The sequence below is a fragment of the Mycobacterium sp. 1165178.9 genome (genome assembly GCF_001673555.1).
Taxonomy (GTDB): Bacteria; Actinomycetota; Actinomycetes; order Mycobacteriales; family Mycobacteriaceae; genus Mycobacterium.
The window spans coordinates 1-19433 of sequence record NZ_LZMB01000063.1; the positions used below are offsets into that span (position 1 = coordinate 1).

Consider the following 19433-nt stretch of genomic DNA (forward strand, 5'->3'; position numbering starts at 1 on the left):
CGCGGAGATCTACGTCCCGTTCTCCTGGTTCGAACCGATGTGGTTGGAAAACCTAGGGTTTGCCGCCGAAGGCGAAGGCTGGAAACTCACCGAAGCCGGCGAAACCAAGATCGGCGGTCGGCTGCCGGTGAATCCGTCGGGCGGCGTGCTGTCGTCGAACCCGATCGGCGCCTCCGGCCTGATTCGCTTCGCCTTCGGCGGCAAACCCTAGGTTTTCCAACCACATCGGTTCGAACCAGGAGAACGGGACGTAGATCTCCGCGGCGTCGATCTCGTCGATCGGGCTCTCGATGCCGGCGGCCTTCCACAGCGCCGCGGCCGCGTCACGGCCGGCCTGCGGGCTGACCTGGTCGCGTCCGGCGAATTGCAGCGGCTCGGTGCGCAACGCGGTGGCGTGAATCCAGGCCACCGGGTGTCCTTGCGCCAGGCGGGCTTCGGCGGCCTCCTCGTTGCCGATCACAACGGCGGCGGCACCGTCGGAGGACGGGCAGGTCTCGTCGTAACGGATCGGATCCCACAGCATCGGCGAGGCCATGACCTTCTCGACGGTGATGTCGGGTTGGTGCAGATGCGCCAGCGGGTTCTTGGCGCCGTTGAGCCGGTCCTTGACCGCGACAATGGCGCCGATGTTCGTCGGCGCGCCGGACCGGCGGATGTACGAGCGCACGTGCGGGGCGAAGTAGCCGCCCGCGCCTGCGCCCACCGGCTTGATGAAGGGGATGGGAATCGACAACGCCCACATGGCATTTGATTCGGACTGCTTCTCCCAGGCCATCGCGAGCACGCGCCGGTACTTGCCGGATTGGACCAGGCTGGCGGCCACCACGCCGGTGGAACCGCCGACCGATCCGGCCGTGTGCACTCGGATCAGCGGCTTACCCGTGGCGCCCATCGCGTCGGCCATGAACAGCTCGGGCATCATGACGCCCTCGAAGAAGTCCGGCGCCTTGCCGACCACGACGGCGTCGATGTCGTCGAAAGTGCTGCCGGAGTCGGCCAGCGCCCGATCGATCGCCTCGCGCACCAGGCCGTTCATCGAAACGTCTTGGCGCTTGGCGACGTACTTCGTTTGTCCGGTCCCTAGTACCGCAGCAACGTTTGGCCCTGCACCGGCCATCAGTTCTTTCCTTCCATCACCGCGACCAGGTTCTGTTGTAGCGCAGGCCCGCTGGTGGCGTGCGCCAGCACCCGCTCAGCCGAACCGTTCCAGATGTGTTGTGCCGCAAAGCCGATCCGTTCGAGACCGGCGACGAACATGGGATTGGCCGCCAGCGCACCGCCGGACGGGTTGACCTTGGTCGGCCCCGGTATCCGGATGGCTTCCTCGACGATCAGGTGCTGGTGGGTGAACGGCGCGCAGATCTCGGCCACGTCCAGGTTGTCGGTCCGGCCGCCGGTGGCGACGTGGGCGGCGGCCTTGGTCGACGGGGATTCGGTGAGGTCACGCGCGCCCAGCGACGGGGTTTCGATGCGGTGCTCGATTCCGGTGATATAGGCCGGGTTTTCGCGCAGCTCGCGCGCCCGGTCGCCGGCCGCCAGCACGATCGCCGCGGCGCCGTCGGTGATCGGAGCGATGTCGTGACGCCGCAGCGGATCGGCGAAGAACGGCCGCTCGAGCAACTCGGCCACGCTGATCGACCCCTCCACGTTGTCCACCCGGCGCGCGTTGGCGAAGGAGTCGAAGGCCACGCGCGCCATCTGCTCCTCGGTCCACTTGCCGGTGTCGAGCCCGATGCGCGCCTGCAGACCGGCCATCGAGATCGAATCGGGCCACAACGGCGCGACGGTGTAGGGGTCGGTCTGGCGCGTCAGGATTTGACGCAGGATGCCCGCCGAGGATTTGCCGAAGCCGTACACCAGCGCGGTGTCGACCTCGCCGGTCAGGATTTTGATGTAGGCCTCGTAAAGTGCCCAGGCCGCGTCCATCTCGACGTGCGATTCGTTGATCGGCGGCACTGCGCCGATCGAGTCGATCGCCGAGATGAACGAAAATGCCCGTCCGGCAAGGTAATCGGATGATCCGGAGCACCAGAAGCCGATGTCGGTCCTGCTGATGCCCAGCTCCTCGTACAGCTGGGCGAAGCACGGGATCAACATTTCGACACCGTTGGTGGTGCCGTCGGTGCGGCGGACGTGTGGTGCGTGGGCAAAGCCCACTACCGCAACGTTGCGAGCGCTCATGTGCAGGTAGGCCCTTTACAGGTGGTGCTTGTAGGTGTCGTAGTCGGCGTCGGGTTCCCCGGTCGGCCGGAAGTACTCGATGTTGTCGATACCAAATCCCCACTCCTCGCGGGGTTTCCACACCGCCTCGACGCGCATGCCCATCCGCACCTGGTGGGCGTCGATGTCGGCGACCAGATGCAGAAACGGGATATCGGAACCGTCGAGCAGCACGTAGGCCGCCACGTAGGGGGGCTTGATGCGCTGACCCTGGAACGGGATGTTGATGATCGCGAACGTCGTGACGGTGCCCTTGTCCGGCAGCTCCACGAACTCGGTCGTCGGCTGGCCGGTGGCCGGGTCGGCGCCGTGCGGCGGGAAGTAGACCTTGCCGTTCTCGCCCGTCTTCGCGCCGAGCAGCTTGCCCTGCGCGATGGCCCGCAGGTAGGCGCTCTCCTCGTGCGAAGCGCTGTGCTGGATGGTCAGCGAGACGGGGGTGACGATCATGGTCACCGGGTCTTTGTCGCCGTCCGACTGCTCCGTCACCGTCTCGGCTTCCTCGCCGAGCGCGAAATACGCGATGTCGGTGATGGCGCCCACCGGCTCGTCGACCCAGTGCACATGCACCCGGGCGCCGGTCTTGATGGCCGCCGGCTCGCCCGCGTCCACCGCGTGGATCAGCGGGGTGTCGGCGCCGTCGAGCTTGATCAGCGCCCAGGCGAACGGCCGGTCCAGCGGCTGGCCCTCGATCGGCTCGGGCTGCCAGGTCCACGAGACCACGGTGCCCACACTGGACACCGGTACCATCTCGCCCAGCGGCTCATAGGTGACCGGGTCATATTCCGCCGGCGGCACGTGCACCCGGCCATCCGATCCGCGCACACCCAGAACGTGGCGGTCGCGAAGTGCGGTGAAGAACTTGCCCAGCGTGGGGCCGACCGAACGGGTGTAGTCGAAGGACAACGTCAGTGGCGCGGCGAGCGGTGGCTCAGGGTGATCCATCAGGGGCGGGCTACTCGAGCTGGCTGTCACGCCATCGAGTAGAACAGGTTCTAAGAACGGATTCAACATCGGGTCTGCTACCGGAAGGCGAAGACGATGAAGCTGGGACTGCAGCTTGGATATTGGGGCGCTCAGCCGCCGGAGAACCACGGTGACCTGGTCGCCGCGGCCGAGGATGCCGGATACGACGCCGTCTTCACCGCCGAGGCGTGGGGTTCGGATGCCTACACACCGCTGGCCTGGCTGGGTTCGTCGACGTCCCGGGTGCGGCTGGGCACCTCGGTGGTCCAGCTGTCCGCCCGCACCCCGACGGCCTGCGCGATGGCCGCCTTGACGCTTGACCATCTGTCCGGCGGGCGCCACGTCCTCGGCCTCGGTGTCTCCGGTCCGCAGGTGGTCGAGGGCTGGTACGGCCAGTCGTTCCCCAAGCCGCTGGCCCGCACCCGTGAATACATCGACATCATCCGGCAGGTGTGGGCGCGGGAGGCGCCGGTTACCAGCGCCGGCCCGCACTACCCGCTGCCGCTGACCGGTGAGCGCGCAACGGGTCTGGGCAAGCCGCTCAAGCCCATCACCCATCCGCTGCGGGCTGACATCCCGATCATGTTGGGCGCCGAGGGGCCGAAGAACGTCGCGCTGGCCGCCGAGATCTGCGACGGCTGGCTGCCGATCTTCTACACGCCGCGCATGGCCGACACCTACAACGAGTGGCTGGACGAGGGATTCGGCCGCGCGGGCGCACGTCGCAGCCGGGAGGACTTCGAGATCTGCGCGACGGCCAACATCGTCATCACCGACGACCGCAGCGCCGCGTTCGCGGCCATGAAGCCCTACATCGCGCTCTACATGGGCGGCATGGGTGCCGAGGACACCAACTTCCACGCCGACGTCTACCGCCGGATGGGCTACGCCGAGGTGGTCGACGACGTGACGAAGCTGTTCCGCAGCAACCAGAAGGACAAGGCCGCGGAAATCATCCCCGATGAGGTGATCGATGACGCCGCGATCGTCGGCGACGTCGACTACGTGCGTAAGCAGATCACGGCCTGGGAGGCCGCCGGCGTCACCATGATGGTGGTGTCCGGCCGCAGTACAGAGCAGGTCCGCGAGCTGGCGACCCTGATCTGATACCCCGGACGCAACAAACTAGAACACGTTCTAATGTTCTTGCGAGAGACTTAGAACGCGTTCTAGATTGTCCGGATGACAGCTTCGCAGCACACCATCGCGGGCAGGGTGCTCACCATGCCGGTGCAGATCCGCAAGGCGACCCAGCACATGGCGATGTTCTCTGTCGACGCGGACGCCGCGCAGCAGATGATCGACTACAGCGGCCTGCAGGTCTGCCGTTACCTGCCAGGCCGGGCGATCGTGGTCCTGATGTTGATGCAGTACATCGACGGCGACCTGGACCAGTACAACGAATTCGGCACCACCGTGATGGTCAATCCGCCCGGGTCGACGGCGAGTGGGCCACGAGCCCTGCAGTCGGCGGGCGCCTTCATCCACCACCTGCCCGTCGACCAGGCGTTCACGCTGGAAGCTGGAACGAAGATCTGGGGTTACCCGAAAGTCATGGCGGACTTCACCGTTCGGGAAGGCCGTCGGTTCGGCTTCGACTGCACAGTCGACGGGCAATTGGTGGTCGGCATGGAATTCGGCCGCGGACTGCCATTTCGGCTCACCCCGCGCACGCAAGCGCAGCGGAGTTACTCGCACCGCGACGGTGTCACCTGGGAAACCGCCTTCGAATCCACGCTGGACGGCGTGCGCACCAGATTCGGCGGGGTACGCGTCCGGCTCGGCGACCACCCCTATGCGAAAGAGTTGGCGTCGCTGGGCCTTCCGAAGCGCGCGATGCTGTCCAGTTCTGCTGACCACGTACAGATGACATTCGGCGACGCACAGGAGATTTCATGACTTCGACCATCCCGGAAGCAATCTCGGACATCGACCTGACCGACGGCAATTTTTACGCCGACCGTCGCACCTCGCGGGAGGCCTATCGCTGGATGCGGGCCAACCAGCCGGTGTTTCGTGATTGCAATGGACTGGCCGGTGCCACCACTTACCAAGCCATTCTCGACGCCGAACGCAATCCTGAACTGTTCTCCAGCACCGGCGGCATCCGTCCCGAGCAGCCGGGTATGCCCTACATGATCGACATGGACGATCCCGCACATCTGTTGCGGCGCAAGCTGGTCAACGCCGGTTTCACCCGCAAGCGGGTGAAGGAGAAGGAACCGTCCATCGCCAAGTTGTGTGACGCCCTGATCGACGCGGTGTGTGAGCGCGGCGAATGCGACTTCGTTCGCGACATCGCCGCCCCGCTGCCGATGGCGGTGATCGGCGACATGCTCGGCGTGCTGCCCCAGGAACGGGGCATGCTGTTGAAATGGTCCGACGACCTGGTCTGCGGGCTGAGCTCGCACATCGACCCCGAGTCGGACACAGCCCAGGCGGTGATGGCCGCATTCGCCGCGTACACCGAATTCACCCTTGCCATCATCGCCAAGCGGCGGGCCCAGCCCAACGACGACCTGTTCTCCATTTTGGTGAATGCCGAGGTGGAGGGTCAGCGGATGTCCGACGACGAGATCGTCATGGAGACACTGCTCATCCTCATCGGCGGCGACGAAACCACGAGGCACACCTTGAGCGGGGGGACAGAGCAACTGGTGCGCCACCGCGACCAGTGGGATGCCCTGGTGCGGGACCCGTCGCTGCTTCCCGGGGCCATCGAGGAGATGCTGCGCTGGACATCGCCGGTGAAGAACATGTGCCGAACCCTGACCGCCGACACCGAATTCCACGGCACCTCACTGCGTGAGGGCGAAAAGATCATGCTGCTGTTCGAGTCGGGCAACTTCGACGAGTCGGTGTTCGACGAGCCGGACAACTTCAACATCCGCCGTAACCCGAACAGCCACATGGCTTTCGGCTTCGGCACGCACTTTTGCCTGGGGAACCAGCTGGCCCGCCTGGAGTTGTCGATGATGACCGAGCGGGTACTCAAGCGGCTGCCGGATCTCCGGCTGGCCGACGACGACTCGACCCTGCCGCTGCGGCCGGCCAACTTCGTCAGCGGGCTGGAAGCGATGCCGGTGGTGTTCACCCCCAGCGCCCCGCTGCTGAGCTGAGGCTCTGCGCCGAGCGTGCACTCACGGCGAGTTTTCGGCCGATTTCTCGCCCTGAGTTCACGTTCGGCGTGCCCATGCCGCGGCGACGCGAGCGAGGATGCCACCTGGAGTGTCTTCGGCCGTCACGCGGACAACAGTCCACCCCAGCTCTGCGAGGGACTCCGCACGCCGAATGTCCTTGTTGAATTGCCTTCGATCGCTACGGTGATGATCACCGTCGTACTCGACCGCGACTTTGATTTCTTCCCAACCCATGTCGAGGACGGCAACGAGCTCGCCGAATTCGCCGTAGACGGGAATTTGCGTGTCGGGGCGTGGATAGCCGGCATCGATGAGCAGCAATCGCAACCACGTCTCGCGAGGTGACTCCGCGCCCGCGTCAACCAGGGTCAGAGCGCGCCGCGCACGGCGAACATTTCGATGGCCCTTGTAGCGTCCGGCGAGCGACTCCACTTCGGCGAGGTCGGGTTTCGTCGCCCGGGCAAGCGCGTCGAGAGCCGCTACCGCTGTGCGAACGGGGTTTCGGCAAGCGATATCGAACGCAGTACGCGCCGGCGAGGTCGTGGGTATGTCGCCGATCAACCGGATTTCGTTGTCCGCCAGGGAGTCCGACCAGGTGTTGATGCCCGCCGGGGGACGACGGTGTTGGTAGAACAATTGCGCGGGTGCCCGATGGTCCACCCATTTGGCACCGTGCAGCGCCGAGGCGGAGCGCCCGGCGACGATGCCATGACGGCGCGACCACAGCCATGCCGCGCACGCGCGCGTTGTGGCGGTCAATTCCGTGCCGGGAGCTATGTAGACGTCGGGGTGCAGCGCGACGAATCGGCTGCGCAACCGGTATCGGGTCAGGGTGCCGGTTGCGAGCGCCTCGCTACCGATGAAGGGTTCGCGCACGCAAGGAGTGTGGCGCGAAGGACCGACAACGTCGCCGAGTGTGACATGAGGGCGAAAAATCGGCCGAAAAACCGCCCTGAGTTCACGCTCGGCGAAGAGGGAAGCCGCTCGGCGAGGTGGGGGCGCTCGGCGGAAGAGGGCGGCCGCCGCTCGACGGAAGAACGCCTAGCGGTTTTTGAAGTTGGGCTTGCGCTTCTCGGCGAACGCCCGGGGGCCTTCCTTGGAGTCCTCGGAGAGGAACACCGGGATGCCGTTGGCGGTGTCGGGCTTGAACGCCTCTTCCTCGTGCATCCCCTCGGTCTCGCGGATCGTCTTGAGGATGGCCTGCACGGCCAGAGGGCCGTTGTTCTCGATGACCTCTGCGATCTCGAGCGCCTTGGTCAGCGCCTGGCCGTCGGGCACGACGTGGCCGATCAGGCCCATATCCTTGGCCTCGGCGGCGGTGATGTGCCGTCCGGTCAGCAGCAGGTCGCACGCCACGGTGTAGGGAATCTGGCGCACCAGGCGGACCGCGGACCCGCCCATCGGATACAGGCTCCACTTGGCCTCGGAGATGCCGAATTTTGCGCTCTCGCCGGCGACCCGGATGTCGGTCCCCTGCAGGATCTCGGTTCCTCCGGCGATGGCCGGTCCTTCGACCGCGGCGATCAGCGGCTTCTTCAGCCTGCGGCCTTTCAACAAGGCATCGATTCGCGACGGGTCGTAGCTGCCGTCCTTGAACGACTCACCCGGCGGCTTCTGGGTTGCCGCCTTGAGGTCCATGCCCGCGCAGAAGTAGCCACCGGCGCCGGTCAGGATGCAGACGCGGATGTCGTCGTCGTTGTCGACGCGGTCCCAGGCCTGGACCATGATTTCCATCATTTCGGTGCTCAAAGCGTTGCGGCGGTGGGGCCGGTTCATGGTCACGATGAGGGTGTGACCACGCTGTTCCACCAGCGCGTCGGGTCCGGTTTCCCCGTTCTCAGTGTTTGCTGCGGTTCCGGCATTCTCCACGGTCACGGCTACCGCCTTTCCCTCGACAATGGGCACGAGCTTGCCTCGAAATGTAACACGTTCTAATTTGGTGGCCGTGGCCTTGAATATTGCCGACCTTGCAGAGCACGCCATCGACGCTGTGCCCGACCGTGTCGCCCTGATCTGCGGCGACGAGAAGCTGACCTATGCCCAGCTGGAGGAGAAGGCCAACCGCCTGGCCCACTACCTGCTGGAGCAGGGGGTGAAAAAGGACGACAAGGTCGGACTGTATTGCCGCAACCGCATCGAGATCGTCATCGCGATGCTCGGCATCGTCAAAGCGGGCGCCATCCTGGTGAACATCAACTACCGCTACGTCGAGGGCGAGCTGCGCTACCTGTTCGAGAACTCCGACATGGTCGCGCTGGTGCACGAGCGCCAGTACTCCGACCGGGTGGCCAACGTGTTGCCCGATACGCCCAACGTCAAGACGATCCTGGTCGTCGAGGACGGCAGCGACAACGACTTTGGCCGCTACGGCGGCGTCGAGTTCTACTCGGCGATCGCGCAGAGCTCACCCGAGCGCGACTTCGGTGAGCGCAGCGCCGACGACATCTACCTGCTCTACACCGGCGGCACCACCGGCTTCCCGAAGGGCGTGATGTGGCGCCACGAGGACATCTACCGGGTGCTGTTCGGCGGAACCGACTTCGCCACAGGCGAATTCGTCAAGGACGAATACGACCTGGCCAAGGCAGCCGCCGCCAACCCGCCGATGGTCCGCCACCCCATTCCGCCGATGATCCACGGCGCCACGCAGTCGGCCACCTGGATGTCCATCTTCTCGGGCCAAACCACCGTGCTGGCACCGGAATTCAACGCCGACGAGGTGTGGCGCACGATCCATGAGCACAAGGTGAATCTGCTGTTCTTCACCGGCGACGCGATGGCGCGACCGCTACTCGACGCGCTGCTGGCCCACCAGGACGAGGGCAACAAGTACGACCTGTCGTCGCTGTTCCTGCTCGCCTCCACCGCGGCGCTGTTCTCGCCGAGCATCAAGGAGAAGTTCCTCGAGTTGCTGCCCAACCGGGTCATCACCGACTCCATCGGATCTTCGGAGACAGGGTTCGGCGGCACCAGCATCGTGGCCAAGGATGCGCCGCATGCCGGTGGTCCGCGCGTGACGATCGACCACCGCACCGTCGTCCTCGACGAGCAGGGCAACGAGGTCAAGCCCGGCTCCGGTGTGCGCGGCTTCATCGCCAAGAAGGGCAACATCCCCGTCGGTTACTACAAGGACGAGAAGAAGACCGCCGAGACGTTCAAGACCTTCAACGGCGTGCGGTACGCCATCCCCGGCGACTGGGCGACGGTCGAGGAGGACGGCACCGTCACGATGCTGGGCCGCGGCTCGGTGTCGATCAACAGCGGCGGCGAGAAGATCTACCCCGAGGAGGTCGAGGCCGCGCTCAAGGGCCACCCCGACGTCTTCGACGCCCTCGTGGTCGGCGTGCCCGACCCCCGGTACGGGCAGCACGTCGCCGCCGTCGTACAGCCCCGGCCCGGTGCCCGTCCCGCCCTGTCGGACCTGGACAGCTTCGTGCGCTCCGAAATCGCGGGCTACAAGGTGCCGCGCAGCCTGTGGCTGGTCGACGAGGTCAAGCGGTCGCCAGCGGGCAAACCAGACTATCGCTGGGCCAAGGAGCAGACCGAAGCTCGCCCGGCCGACGACGTACACGCCGCCCACGCCACCGCATGACGCGTTTGCAGCGCTAGGCCCGCGCGGTGTGACCGACTTCGTCAAGCACCGGGCCGGCGCGCCCGCCGGTTTCTTCGCCTGGGAAGCCGCAGGGCTGCAATGGCTTTCGGCGCCCGAAGGTGCTGTGCCGTGCGCGCAGGTCGTGGCCGTCGACGACGCGAGCCTGACCTTGCGGCGCCTTCAATCCGTCAGCCCGACCCCCGAGGCCGCGCGCACGTTCGGCGGCCGGCTGGCCGTCACGCACGACGCGGGCGCCCCTGCGTTCGGCGCCGGGCCGGACGGCTGGGACGGTCCGGGCTTTTTCGGACCGCTGTCGCAGCCCTTGCCGATGTCGCTGCGCCGGCACCAGGGCTGGGGGGAGTTCTACGCCGAGGAACGGCTGGGTCCGATGGCCGACCTCGCGGGCCCGCGGCTCGATGCCGGCGCGCGCGACGCCGTCGACTCCGTCGCGGCACGTTGCCGTGCGGGCGATTTCGACGACGACGACCGGCCGGCCCGGCTGCACGGCGACCTGTGGAGCGGGAACGTGATGTGGACGCCCGCCGGTGTGGTGCTCATCGACCCGGCCGCACACGCCGGCCACCGCGAGACCGACCTGGCGATGCTGGCGCTGTTCGGCTGTCCGCACTACGACGCCGTCATCGACGCCTACCAGCGGGTGCGACCGCTCCGGGCCGGCTGGCGCGACCGCACGGGACTGCACCAACTCTTTCCGCTGCTGGCGCACGTCGTGTTGTTCGGCGGCGGGTACGCGCGGCAGACGCACGCCTGCGCCCGCGCGGCGCTGACCATCTGACCTCGGCGCGCCGCCGGGGTCGGGCTAGAGCTGATTGCCCGCCTCCTCCCCCGCCGCTCCGCCGCGCGCATCGTCGGCGGGCTAGAGTCCAATCGCATGGCGATCGATGTCTGGATGCAGCATCCGACCGCGCGGTTTCTGCGCAGCGACATGCTCGCATCCCTGCGGCGGTGGACGGGCGGGAAGATCCCCGACACCGACCTCCCGATCGAGGCGACCCTGGCGTCGATGGACGCCGCCGGCGTGGAATTAGGTGTGCTCAGCGCCTGGCGCGGCCCGGGTAAAGAGGACCTGGTATCCAACGACGAGGTGGCGCAATGGATTGCCGCGCATCCTGGCCGGCTCGCCGGATTGGCCGCCGTCGATCTGGACCGTCCGATGGAAGCCGTCCGAGAGCTGCGGCGCCGGATAGCCGACGGCGGGTTCGTCGGCCTGCGGGTGGTGCCGTGGTTGTGGAACGCCCCGCCGACCGACCGCCGCTACTATCCGCTGTTCGCCCAGTGCGTCGAATCCGGGGTGCCGTTCTGTACCCAGGTCGGTCATACCGGCCCGTTGCGCCCGTCGGAGACCGGCCGGCCGATTCCCTACATCGACCAGGTGGCACTCGATTTCCCGGAGCTGGTTATCGTCTGCGGCCACGTCGGCTACCCCTGGACCGAGGAGATGGTCGCGGTGGCCCGCAAGCACGAGAACGTCTACATCGACACCTCGGCGTACACGATCAAGCGGTTGCCGGACGAACTCGTCCGATTCATGAAGACCGGTACCGGGCAACGAAAAGTGTTGTTCGGCACCAATTACCCGATGATCACCCACGAGCACGCGTTGGCGGGACTGGACGAACTCGGGCTGTCCGACGAGGCCCGCCAAGATTTCCTGCGCGGCAACGCCGAACGAGTTTTCGGACTGGAGGCAATGAAGTGAACGGCGCCCAGGCCCTGATCAACACCCTGGTCGACGGCGGTGTCGACGTGTGTTTCGCCAACCCGGGCACGTCGGAGATGCACTTCGTCGCCGCACTGGACGCTGTCCCGCGCATGCGCGGCGTGCTGGCGTTGTTCGAGGGGGTCGCCACAGGCGCGGCCGACGGCTATGCGCGCATCGCCGATCGCCCGGCCGCGGTGCTGCTGCACCTGGGTCCCGGGCTGGGCAACGGCCTGGCCAACCTGCACAACGCGCGTCGCGCGCGGGTGCCGATGGTGGTGGTCGTCGGCGACCACGCCACGTATCACAAAAAGTACGACGCCCCACTGGAATCCGACATCGACGCGCTCGCCGGCACCGTCTCGGGTTGGGTGCGCCGGACCAGCGACGCCTCCCAGGTTTCCGCCGACGCGGTCGAGGGGATCGCGGCCAGCCGGTGGGGTTCGCAGATCTCGACGCTGATCCTGCCCGCCGATGTCTCGTGGTCCGACGGGGCCCAGCTGTTCTCCAACATGGAGGCTCAACCGACGGGCGCCGATCCGCTGCTGGCGCCCGAGGTGCTCGAGGTGCTTCGCTCCGGCGAGCCCACCGTGATCATGGTGGGCGGCGATGCCACCCGCCATGCCGGGCTGGCGGCGGCCACCCGGATAGCGGCGGCGACGGGTGCCCGCGTGCTGTGCGAAACCTTTCCGACCAGGCTGGAGCGCGGCGCCGGCGTCCCCGCGGTCGACCGGCTCGCGTATTTCGCCGAGGCCGCCACCGCTCAATTGAACGGCGCCAAGCATCTGGTGCTGGCCGGCGCCAAGTCGCCGGTGTCGTTCTTCGCCTACCCCCACATGCCCAGCGATCTGGTTCCGGCCGGCTGCGAGGTGCATGTGCTCGCCGAATACAGCGGGGCCGCAGACGCTTTGATCGCGCTGGCCGACCAGCTGGCACCCGACACCGACGCGCCGGTGGCGCCCGCATCGCGTCCCCAGCTGCCGACGGGCGCGCTGACCTCCGCATCGGCCGCCGACGTGATCGGGGCGCTGTTGCCCGAAGCCGCGATCGTGGTCGACGAGTCGAACACCTCGGGCGTGTTGCTCGCGGGGGCGACCGCCGGGGCGCCGGCGCACGACTGGCTGACGCTGACCGGCGGGGCGATCGGCTACGGCATCCCGGCGGCGGTCGGCGCCGCGGTGGCCGCCCCGCATCGCCCGGTGCTGTGTTTGGAATCCGATGGCTCGGCGATGTACACGATTTCGGGACTGTGGACCCAGGCCCGCGAGAATCTCAATGTGACCACCGTGCTGTACAACAACAGCGCCTACGACATCCTCCGGATCGAGCTGCAACGCGTCGGCGCCGGGTCAACCCCAGGGCCCCAAGCGCTCGCCCTGCTCGATTTGTCAGAGCCCACAATGGATTTCGTGAAGATCAGCCAGGGCATGGGGGTACCCGCCCGGCGCGTCACCACCGCCGAGGAACTGGCCGACGCGCTGCGCGCAGCATTCGCCGAACCCGGGCCGCATTTGATCGACGCCGTGGTGCCCTCAATAACGGGCTAGCGTCGGCAGCCGGCTCAGCAGCCAGTCCGACATCGTATTGACCACGTCGACGCCCGTCTCGAAAGCGCCGTCGTCCGCGTCCGCGGCGAGTGCCACGCCCCACTGGCCGGATGGGGTGGGAACGATGCCGAACTGGCGGACCAGGTACCCGCCGTGTACTCCCGGCCCCCAACCACCCTTCGCGGCAAGGCCTTTCGCGGCCAGCCCCCACTGATCGCCGGCGACCAGGCGGTGCATCAGGTCGATCACTTCGACGGCGTCCGGGATGGTCGACAGTTCCGCGGCGAACCGCGCCTGCCGCTGCAGGCTCCAGTCGGTTTGGCCGAAAGCCGTGAACCCACGGCGAAGCCGTCGCGATTCGACCACGGTCGCGGTGTCGCCGCCTTCGGCCACCACGACCTGAACCCGCCGCGCGGCGTCCATCGGCTCCCCCAATTGCGACCACAACTGCTCGGATGCGCGATTGTCGGATTCGGTGATGGCTTTGACGGCCAGATCGCGGGCGCCCAGCCAATCGTTGCGCAGCGCCGCTATCGCCAGAGGCACCTTGATCGTCGACCACGCCACGCCCGACCACCAGCTGCCCAGCGAGAATGTTCTGTCCGGGCGCGCGATTGCGACGCCGACATTCGCCGGTACCGCGGCGGAAAGCTGTTCGAAGCTCGCTTCCAGCGCGAGTTCGAGAGGCCGCGCGGTCATGCCCGAGTTTCCACGGCCCAGCCGGCGACCACTTCGCGGATTTTCATCAAGCGCTGAGTTTACTGGCTCCGCCGGCAAGTCAACGACGGATCTTCCACACCGGGTCGCCGCAGTCCACACCCTGAGCGGCCAGCTGCCGCTTCAGCACCTTGAAGGTCACAGTCCGCGGGAGTTCGGCGCTGATCCGCACGTACGACGGCCATTGTTTGGGCCCCAGGTCAGTTTGCTCGGCCAGGAAAGCACGGAACTTCTCGTCCTCGAACTCGGTGCCCGGCGCCAGCACCAAGGCGGCCATCACCTGGTCGCCGACTACCGGGTCCGGCACCGGGTATACCGCGGCCTCGGTGACGTCGGGGTGGCGCAGCAACACCCGCTCGATCGGAGCCGCGCCGAGGTTCTCACCGTCGACGCGCATCCAATCACCCAGGCGCCCAGCGAAGTACGCGTAGCCGGCGTCGTCGCGGTAGGCCAGGTCACCGCTGTGGTACACCCCTCCGGCCATCCGCTCGGCCTCGGCCGTGACGTCGTTGTAGTAGCCCTCGAAACGCCCGGGTCCAGCGGTGTTGACCAGTTCACCGACCACACCCGGCGGGCATGAGGAGCCGCTGTCGGGATCGATGATGTCGATGCCCTCGGGAAGCGGGCCCAGTGAACCGGCCGGCGTATCGGGTGTGCGCGCGATGGCCACGCCGCCCTCGGTGGAGCCGAACCCGTCCTGCACGACACACCCGAACCGGCGCCCGAAGCGCTCGATGTCATCGGGTACACCCTCGTTGCCGTAGACCGCGCGCAGCGGATTGTCGGCATCGTCGGGCCGCTCGGGCGTGGCGAGCACATACGACAGCGGCTTGCCCACGTAATTCGCGTAGGTGGCACCGTAGCGACGCACATCGCCGATGAAGTTCGAAGCGGAAAACCTGCGCCGCAACGCTATTGAGCCCCGGCAGGCTGCCGCCACCACCCAGCCGACCAGCACCGCGTTGGAGTGAAACAGCGGCATCGACACGTAGCAGACGTCGTCGCTGCCGAGGCCGAAACGCTGCGTCATCGTCACGCCCGCGATCGCTACCTTGCCGTGGCTGCACTTGACCGCCTTCGGCTCGCCGCTGGTGCCCGACGTGAAGATCAACATGAAGAGATCCGCCGGCGAGGCCGCCTGAAACGAGACCTGCGCATCGCGTTGTCCCGCGATTTCGTCGGCCCACTCGGGCGAGTCCGCGTTCAGGTGCTCGATGTCGCCCAGCGTCTCAGACGATTTCGAGTCGGCCAGCACCAATTGGCAATCGGCGCGGGCGATGTCGCGCCGCAGCGCGTCGCCGCGGCGCACCGGGTTGAGCCCGACCGGCACGATCCCCGACATTCCCGCCGCCACCAGCATCGCCGAGAAGAACGGAGTGTTCTCCAGCAGCACACCGACATGCGGCGGCCGGCCGGGGTCGAGCCGCGCGCGCAGCGTCGCGGCAATCGCGGCACCGTGCCGCAGGTGATCGCGCCAGCTGGTGAACGCGTCCTCGAAGTAAATACCCCGATCGTCGATCTCGGTCAGCGGCGCCAGCAGCTTGGTGACCGTCAGGTCGTCGGTGAGTTCCATTGCGCCTAAGCGGGCGTCTCGGCCAGCTCCCGGCCGATCCGGCGCAGCTGGCCGGTGGCGCCGCCCAGGGCGAACTCGATCTCCTTGGCGGCCAGGAAGTAGCGGTGTGCGGGGTGATCGGTGTCGACGCCGACGCCGCCGTGCACGTGGACGATGGTGTGCGCCACCCGGTGACCGGCGTCCGCCGCCCAGAACGCCGCGCTGGCGACATCGATCTCGGCTGGGATGTCCTCCGAGACTCGCCAGGCCGCCTGGGTGAGCGTGAGCCGCAGCCCCTTGACGTCGATGTAGCCGTCGGCCAGTCGCTGCGACACCGCCTGGAAGCTGCCGATCGGGCGGTCGAACTGCTCGCGCTCGCGCGCGTATTCGGCCGTCATCTGCAGGCCCCGCTCGAGCACCCCGAGCTGGAAGGCGCTGCGGCCCAAGGTGCCCAGCGTGCCGAGCCACGTCACGACCTCGGCGCCGCCGACCTTGCGGCTCTCGTCCACCTGGGTGCCATCCAGCGCGAGATGCCCGACGCTGCCCAGGCCGGTGGTTTCCAGCGCGGTCACCGTGACGCCCGGATCGTCGGCGGCGACCAGGAAAACCGCGGTGCCGGACTCGGTTTCGGCGGGAACCAGGAACGCGTCGGCCACCGGGCCGAAGCCGACCTGGGTGCGGGTTCCCGTCAGCCGGTAACCGGCGCCGGCGCCGACCGCCTGCACGGGACCCTCGCCCATCTCGCCGTCGAGGGCGACGGCCAGCGTCTTCTCGCCGTTGACCGCGGGCACGCCCCAGCTCTGTTGCAGCTCTTCGGAGCCGAACCGGGCGAGCGCTCCCGCGCCCAGCACCACCGACTCCAGGTAAGGCACCGCCGCCAGCTGGCGTCCCAGCGCGACCAGGATCGCAATCTGCTCAAGCGCCCCGAAGCCGTCGCCGCCCAGCGATGAGGCCGACGCGCTGGACAGGATCCCGGCGTCGATCAGCTTTCGCCACAGGTCGCGGTCGAACCGTCCCCCGCAAGCGAGAGGTGCCCCCAGATCTCGCCGGTCGAGCTCGCGCTGGTGTTCGGGAGTGCAAACCGAGTCCACGATGGTGTCGACCAGGTTGCCCAGGTCGTTGGCCGCCTCGGTTGTGGTGAAATCCATGAACGTCCGTCCTTCTATTACGTAGCGGCTCAGCGGTGCTTAACGGTTTCTAGGCAGACCGAGGGCGACCATGCCGATGATGTCGCGCTGCACCTCGTTGGTGCCGCCGCCGAAGGTCAGGATCAGGCAGGCCCGGTGCATCCGCTCGACCCGGCCTGACAGCTTCGAGCCGGGCGAATTCTGGCGCACCGTCGCGGCGGTGCCGAGCACCTCCATCAGCAGCCGATAGGCCTCGGTGGCCAGCTCGGTGCCGTACACCTTGGCCGCCGACGCGTCGGCGGGCGACAGGGCTTCACTTGCCGCCGAGGCCAGTTCCCAGTTGATCAGCTTGAGCACTTCGGCTTTGGCGTGCACGCGGGCCAGGTTGATCTGCACCCACTCGGAGTCGATCAGCCGGGCGCCGCCGGCGTCCTTGGTGTTCTGCGCCCATTCGCGGACCTCGCGCAGGGCCAAAAAGATCGGTTGCGGCGAGACGAGCGCGACCCGCTCGTGGTTGAGCTGGTTGGTCACCAGTTTCCAGCCGCCGTTCTCCTCGCCGACCAGGTTGGTCACCGGTACCCGCACGTCGGAGTAATAGGTGGCGCTGGTGTCCACGCCGGCCATGGTGTGCACCGGCGTCCAGGAGAAGCCCTCGGCGGTCGTCGGCACAGTCAGCATCGAAATGCCGCGGTGCTTCTTGGCCTCCGGGTTGGTGCGCACCGCCAGCCACACCCAGTCCGCATAGGCGATCAGGCTGGTCCACATCTTCTGGCCGTTGATGACGTAGTCGTCACCGTCGCGCACGGCGGTGGTGCGCAGGTTGGCCAGGTCGGTCCCGGCGCCGGGCTCGGAGTAGCCGATGGAGAAGTGCAGTTCGCCGGCGGCGATCTTGGGCAGGAAGAACTTCTTCTGTTCCTCGGTGCCGAACGCCATGATGGTCGGCGCCACGCTGTTGATGGTCAGGAACGGCACCGGCACGCCGGCGATGGCGGCCTCGTCGGTGAAGATCAGCGAGTCCATCGGGGAGCGGTCCTGGCCGCCGTACTCCTTCGGCCAGTTCAGGGTGAGCCACCCGTCCTTGCCCATCTGCGCGACGGTGTCGCGGTACGCGGTGCCGGTCCCGACCTCGCCGCCCCCGGACGAGGTCAGCGCCTCTCGGCGCTCGGGGGTCATCAGCTCGGTGAAGTACGACCGCAGCTCGCGACGCAGCTCCTCTTGTTCCGGGGTGTAACTGATACGCATTTCGGCCGTCCTTGAAGTTAACGACGTTCGGAGTAACAAGCCTCGTCACAGGCTGCAGCTCGACCAACGGCTACCCGTTCGCCTCCCCGGTTGTAACACGTTCTAGTCTGGGAATCCAGCGACCGTTTCCCCAGAGGTGTCAGGGTCCTATGGTGGATCTACATACCGATGGGGCGAGGCTCGCGGTGAAGGCCAGGTTCAAGGAGGGTGCTGTGCGGGTGATCGTGGACCGTGACCGGTGCGAAGGTAACGCGGTGTGCTTGGGAATTGCGCCAGATATCTTCGACCTGGACGACGAGGACTATGCGGTGGTGAAGCTCGACCCGATTCCCGCCGATCAGGAGCAACTGGCCGAGCAGGCGATCGCCGAATGCCCCCGCGCGGCACTTCTGCGCGGCGATTAATCGAAAGCCCAGAGCGCGTAACCCGAAACTAGAGGTATTCATAAATTGACTAGCAGCACGAACGCGACCGATCTGTCCGGAAAGGTCGCGGTGGTGACCGGTGCGGCCGCGGGCCTGGGACGCGCCGAGGCGCTCGGCCTGGCACGCCAGGGCGCAACCGTCGTCGTCAACGACATCGCCGCGGCGCTGGATGCCTCCGACGTCATCGACGAAATCAACTCCGCCGGTTCGAAGGCCGTCGCCGTGGCCGGTGACATCAGCGAGCGCGCCACCGCCGACGAATTGGTTGCTCAGGCCGACTCGCTGGGGGGCCTCGACATCGTGATCAACAACGCCGGGATCACGCGCGACCGGATGCTGTTCAACATGTCCGATGAGGAGTGGGATCTCGTCATCGCCGTGCACCTGCGCGGTCACTTCCTGCTGACCCGCAACGCGGCGACCTACTGGCGTTCCAAGGCCAAGGACGCCGGCGGCCAGATTTTCGGGCGCATCGTCAACACCGCTTCGGAGGCCGGCCTCGTTGGGCCGGTCGGGCAGGCGAACTACGGCGCCGCCAAGGCAGGCATCATTTCGCTAACTCTGACGGCCGCACGGGCGCTGGGCCGCTACGGCGTATGCGCCAACGCCATCTGCCCCCGCGCGCGCACCGCGATGACGGCTGACGTCTTCGGCGACGCCCCGGAGGTGGAAGCGGGCGGCGTCGACCCGTTGTCACCGGAGCACGTGGTCAATCTGGTGAAGTTCCTCTCGTCCCCGGCGGCCGCCGAGGTGAACGGTCAGGTGTTCATCGTCTACGGTCCCATGAGGCTCGGTGTGAGCCGGATCATATTAACTCAGAACAAGTTCGCCATGTCAATGAACAGCACTTCCGTATCTGAACTGTTAATTTGCCAGGTCAGAAGCACTTGGCAGGTGTCAAACTGACACACGTTCTACCTGGCGATTTCGCCCGATTAACCATGTTTTCGGCGGCTATTGCTCCATCAGCGCGCCAGCCGAGAAATTGTGCTCAGGATCACGGCCAGCAAAGTAATCCTGCAGTGTCGAACTGAGCTGCCCGGGTTCCCAAGCGGCGCCGTCGGCCACGAATTTGCGCTCCGCGGTTGGCGCGGCCACCAATGTCACCTGTGGACCGTAGACGATGAACACCTGACCGTTCACCTCGGCGGCCGCCGGGGACGAGAGGAACTTCACCAGATTGACCAC

At 66.9% G+C, this 19433-nt stretch carries 17 protein-coding genes and 3 pseudogenes; 10 read left to right on the top strand and 10 right to left on the bottom strand.

The window, feature by feature from the left end:
• Positions 1-193 (top strand): annotated as a pseudogene (locus A5652_RS26375) (thiolase domain-containing protein); the annotation flags it as partial.
• Here the strand turns inward: A5652_RS26375 and A5652_RS03185 are convergent.
• The 3 genes and pseudogenes from A5652_RS03185 to A5652_RS03195 form a co-directional block, all read right to left on the bottom strand.
• Positions 188-1117 (bottom strand): annotated as a pseudogene (locus A5652_RS03185) (thiolase domain-containing protein); the annotation flags it as partial. The pseudogenes A5652_RS26375 and A5652_RS03185 sit on opposite strands and share 6 nt — an antisense overlap.
• On the bottom strand, positions 1117-2181 hold the full coding sequence (locus A5652_RS03190) for a thiolase domain-containing protein (RefSeq protein WP_067346556.1): 1065 nt from the start codon (positions 2179-2181) through the stop codon (positions 1117-1119). The gene A5652_RS03190 and the pseudogene A5652_RS03185, both read right to left, overlap by 1 nt.
• A gap of 15 nt (positions 2182-2196) precedes the next feature.
• Positions 2197-3192 (bottom strand): Zn-ribbon domain-containing OB-fold protein, encoded by a 996-nt coding sequence (locus A5652_RS03195; RefSeq protein WP_197513724.1) that lies wholly within the window; start codon positions 3190-3192, stop codon positions 2197-2199.
• Between the two features lie 66 nt (positions 3193-3258).
• Between A5652_RS03195 and A5652_RS03200 the strand changes: the two genes are divergently transcribed.
• From A5652_RS03200 to A5652_RS03210, 3 genes are all read left to right on the top strand, one after another.
• The gene (locus tag A5652_RS03200) at positions 3259-4290 is read left to right on the top strand and encodes an LLM class F420-dependent oxidoreductase (protein ID WP_067346561.1); all 1032 of its coding nucleotides are present in this window, start codon (positions 3259-3261) and stop codon (positions 4288-4290) included.
• Between the two features lie 75 nt (positions 4291-4365).
• Complete coding sequence (locus A5652_RS03205; protein WP_067346563.1) at positions 4366-5082, top strand: acetoacetate decarboxylase family protein; 717 nt, start codon at positions 4366-4368, stop codon at positions 5080-5082.
• Positions 5079-6302 carry a cytochrome P450 gene (locus A5652_RS03210; protein WP_067346565.1) on the top strand — a complete coding sequence of 408 codons (1224 nt, stop codon included), beginning with the start codon at positions 5079-5081 and terminating at the stop codon, positions 6300-6302. Before A5652_RS03205 ends, A5652_RS03210 begins: the two co-directional genes overlap by 4 nt.
• A gap of 57 nt (positions 6303-6359) precedes the next feature.
• Here the strand turns inward: A5652_RS03210 and A5652_RS03215 are convergent, their stop codons facing one another.
• A complete protein-coding gene (locus A5652_RS03215; RefSeq protein ID WP_067346567.1) occupies positions 6360-7199 on the bottom strand; it encodes a DUF559 domain-containing protein in 840 nt (279 codons plus the stop codon).
• Between the two features lie 165 nt (positions 7200-7364).
• Entirely contained in the window at positions 7365-8192 is an 828-nt protein-coding gene (locus tag A5652_RS03220) for a crotonase/enoyl-CoA hydratase family protein (protein ID WP_197513727.1), read from the bottom strand.
• A 70-nt stretch (positions 8193-8262) separates the two neighbouring features.
• On the opposite strand from A5652_RS03220, the gene A5652_RS03225 reads away from it, so the two are divergent.
• The 4 genes from A5652_RS03225 to A5652_RS03240 all read left to right on the top strand — a co-directional run bounded on the left by A5652_RS03225 (position 8263) and on the right by A5652_RS03240 (position 13182).
• The gene (locus A5652_RS03225) at positions 8263-9915 is read left to right on the top strand and encodes an acyl-CoA synthetase (protein WP_067346570.1); all 1653 of its coding nucleotides are present in this window, start codon (positions 8263-8265) and stop codon (positions 9913-9915) included.
• A gap of 28 nt (positions 9916-9943) precedes the next feature.
• Complete coding sequence (locus A5652_RS03230) at positions 9944-10711, top strand: fructosamine kinase family protein (RefSeq protein WP_067346572.1); 768 nt, start codon at positions 9944-9946, stop codon at positions 10709-10711.
• Positions 10712-10807: 96 nt separating this feature from the next.
• On the top strand, positions 10808-11635 hold the full coding sequence (locus A5652_RS03235; protein ID WP_067346575.1) for an amidohydrolase family protein: 828 nt from the start codon (positions 10808-10810) through the stop codon (positions 11633-11635).
• A complete protein-coding gene (locus A5652_RS03240; RefSeq protein WP_067346577.1) occupies positions 11632-13182 on the top strand; it encodes an acetolactate synthase large subunit in 1551 nt (516 codons plus the stop codon). The genes A5652_RS03235 and A5652_RS03240 overlap by 4 nt, the downstream gene beginning before the upstream one ends.
• Here A5652_RS03240 and A5652_RS03245 read toward each other — a convergent pair.
• From A5652_RS03245 to A5652_RS03260, 4 genes are all read right to left on the bottom strand, one after another.
• On the bottom strand, positions 13168-13881 hold the full coding sequence (locus A5652_RS03245; protein ID WP_067346579.1) for a hypothetical protein: 714 nt from the start codon (positions 13879-13881) through the stop codon (positions 13168-13170). The genes A5652_RS03240 and A5652_RS03245 overlap by 15 nt on opposite strands.
• Positions 13882-13960: 79 nt before the next feature.
• On the bottom strand, positions 13961-15472 hold the full coding sequence (gene fadD17 / locus A5652_RS03250; protein WP_067346581.1) for a long-chain-fatty-acid--CoA ligase FadD17: 1512 nt from the start codon (positions 15470-15472) through the stop codon (positions 13961-13963).
• A gap of 5 nt (positions 15473-15477) precedes the next feature.
• Entirely contained in the window at positions 15478-16599 is a 1122-nt protein-coding gene (locus A5652_RS03255; RefSeq protein ID WP_067346583.1) for an acyl-CoA dehydrogenase family protein, read from the bottom strand.
• 39 nt (positions 16600-16638) lie between these two features.
• The gene (locus A5652_RS03260) at positions 16639-17820 is read right to left on the bottom strand and encodes an acyl-CoA dehydrogenase (protein WP_067346586.1); all 1182 of its coding nucleotides are present in this window, start codon (positions 17818-17820) and stop codon (positions 16639-16641) included.
• Between the two features lie 212 nt (positions 17821-18032).
• On the opposite strand from A5652_RS03260, the gene A5652_RS03265 reads away from it, so the two are divergent.
• Positions 18033-18224: a ferredoxin gene (locus tag A5652_RS03265; RefSeq protein WP_064951960.1), complete on the top strand. Its 192-nt coding sequence runs from the start codon at positions 18033-18035 to the stop codon at positions 18222-18224.
• A gap of 45 nt (positions 18225-18269) precedes the next feature.
• Positions 18270-19151 (top strand): 3-oxoacyl-ACP reductase, encoded by an 882-nt coding sequence (locus A5652_RS03270; protein ID WP_156745127.1) that lies wholly within the window; start codon positions 18270-18272, stop codon positions 19149-19151.
• Positions 19152-19199: 48 nt separating this feature from the next.
• Here A5652_RS03270 and A5652_RS03275 read toward each other — a convergent pair.
• A pseudogene (locus tag A5652_RS03275) lies at positions 19200-19433 on the bottom strand (short chain dehydrogenase); the annotation flags it as partial.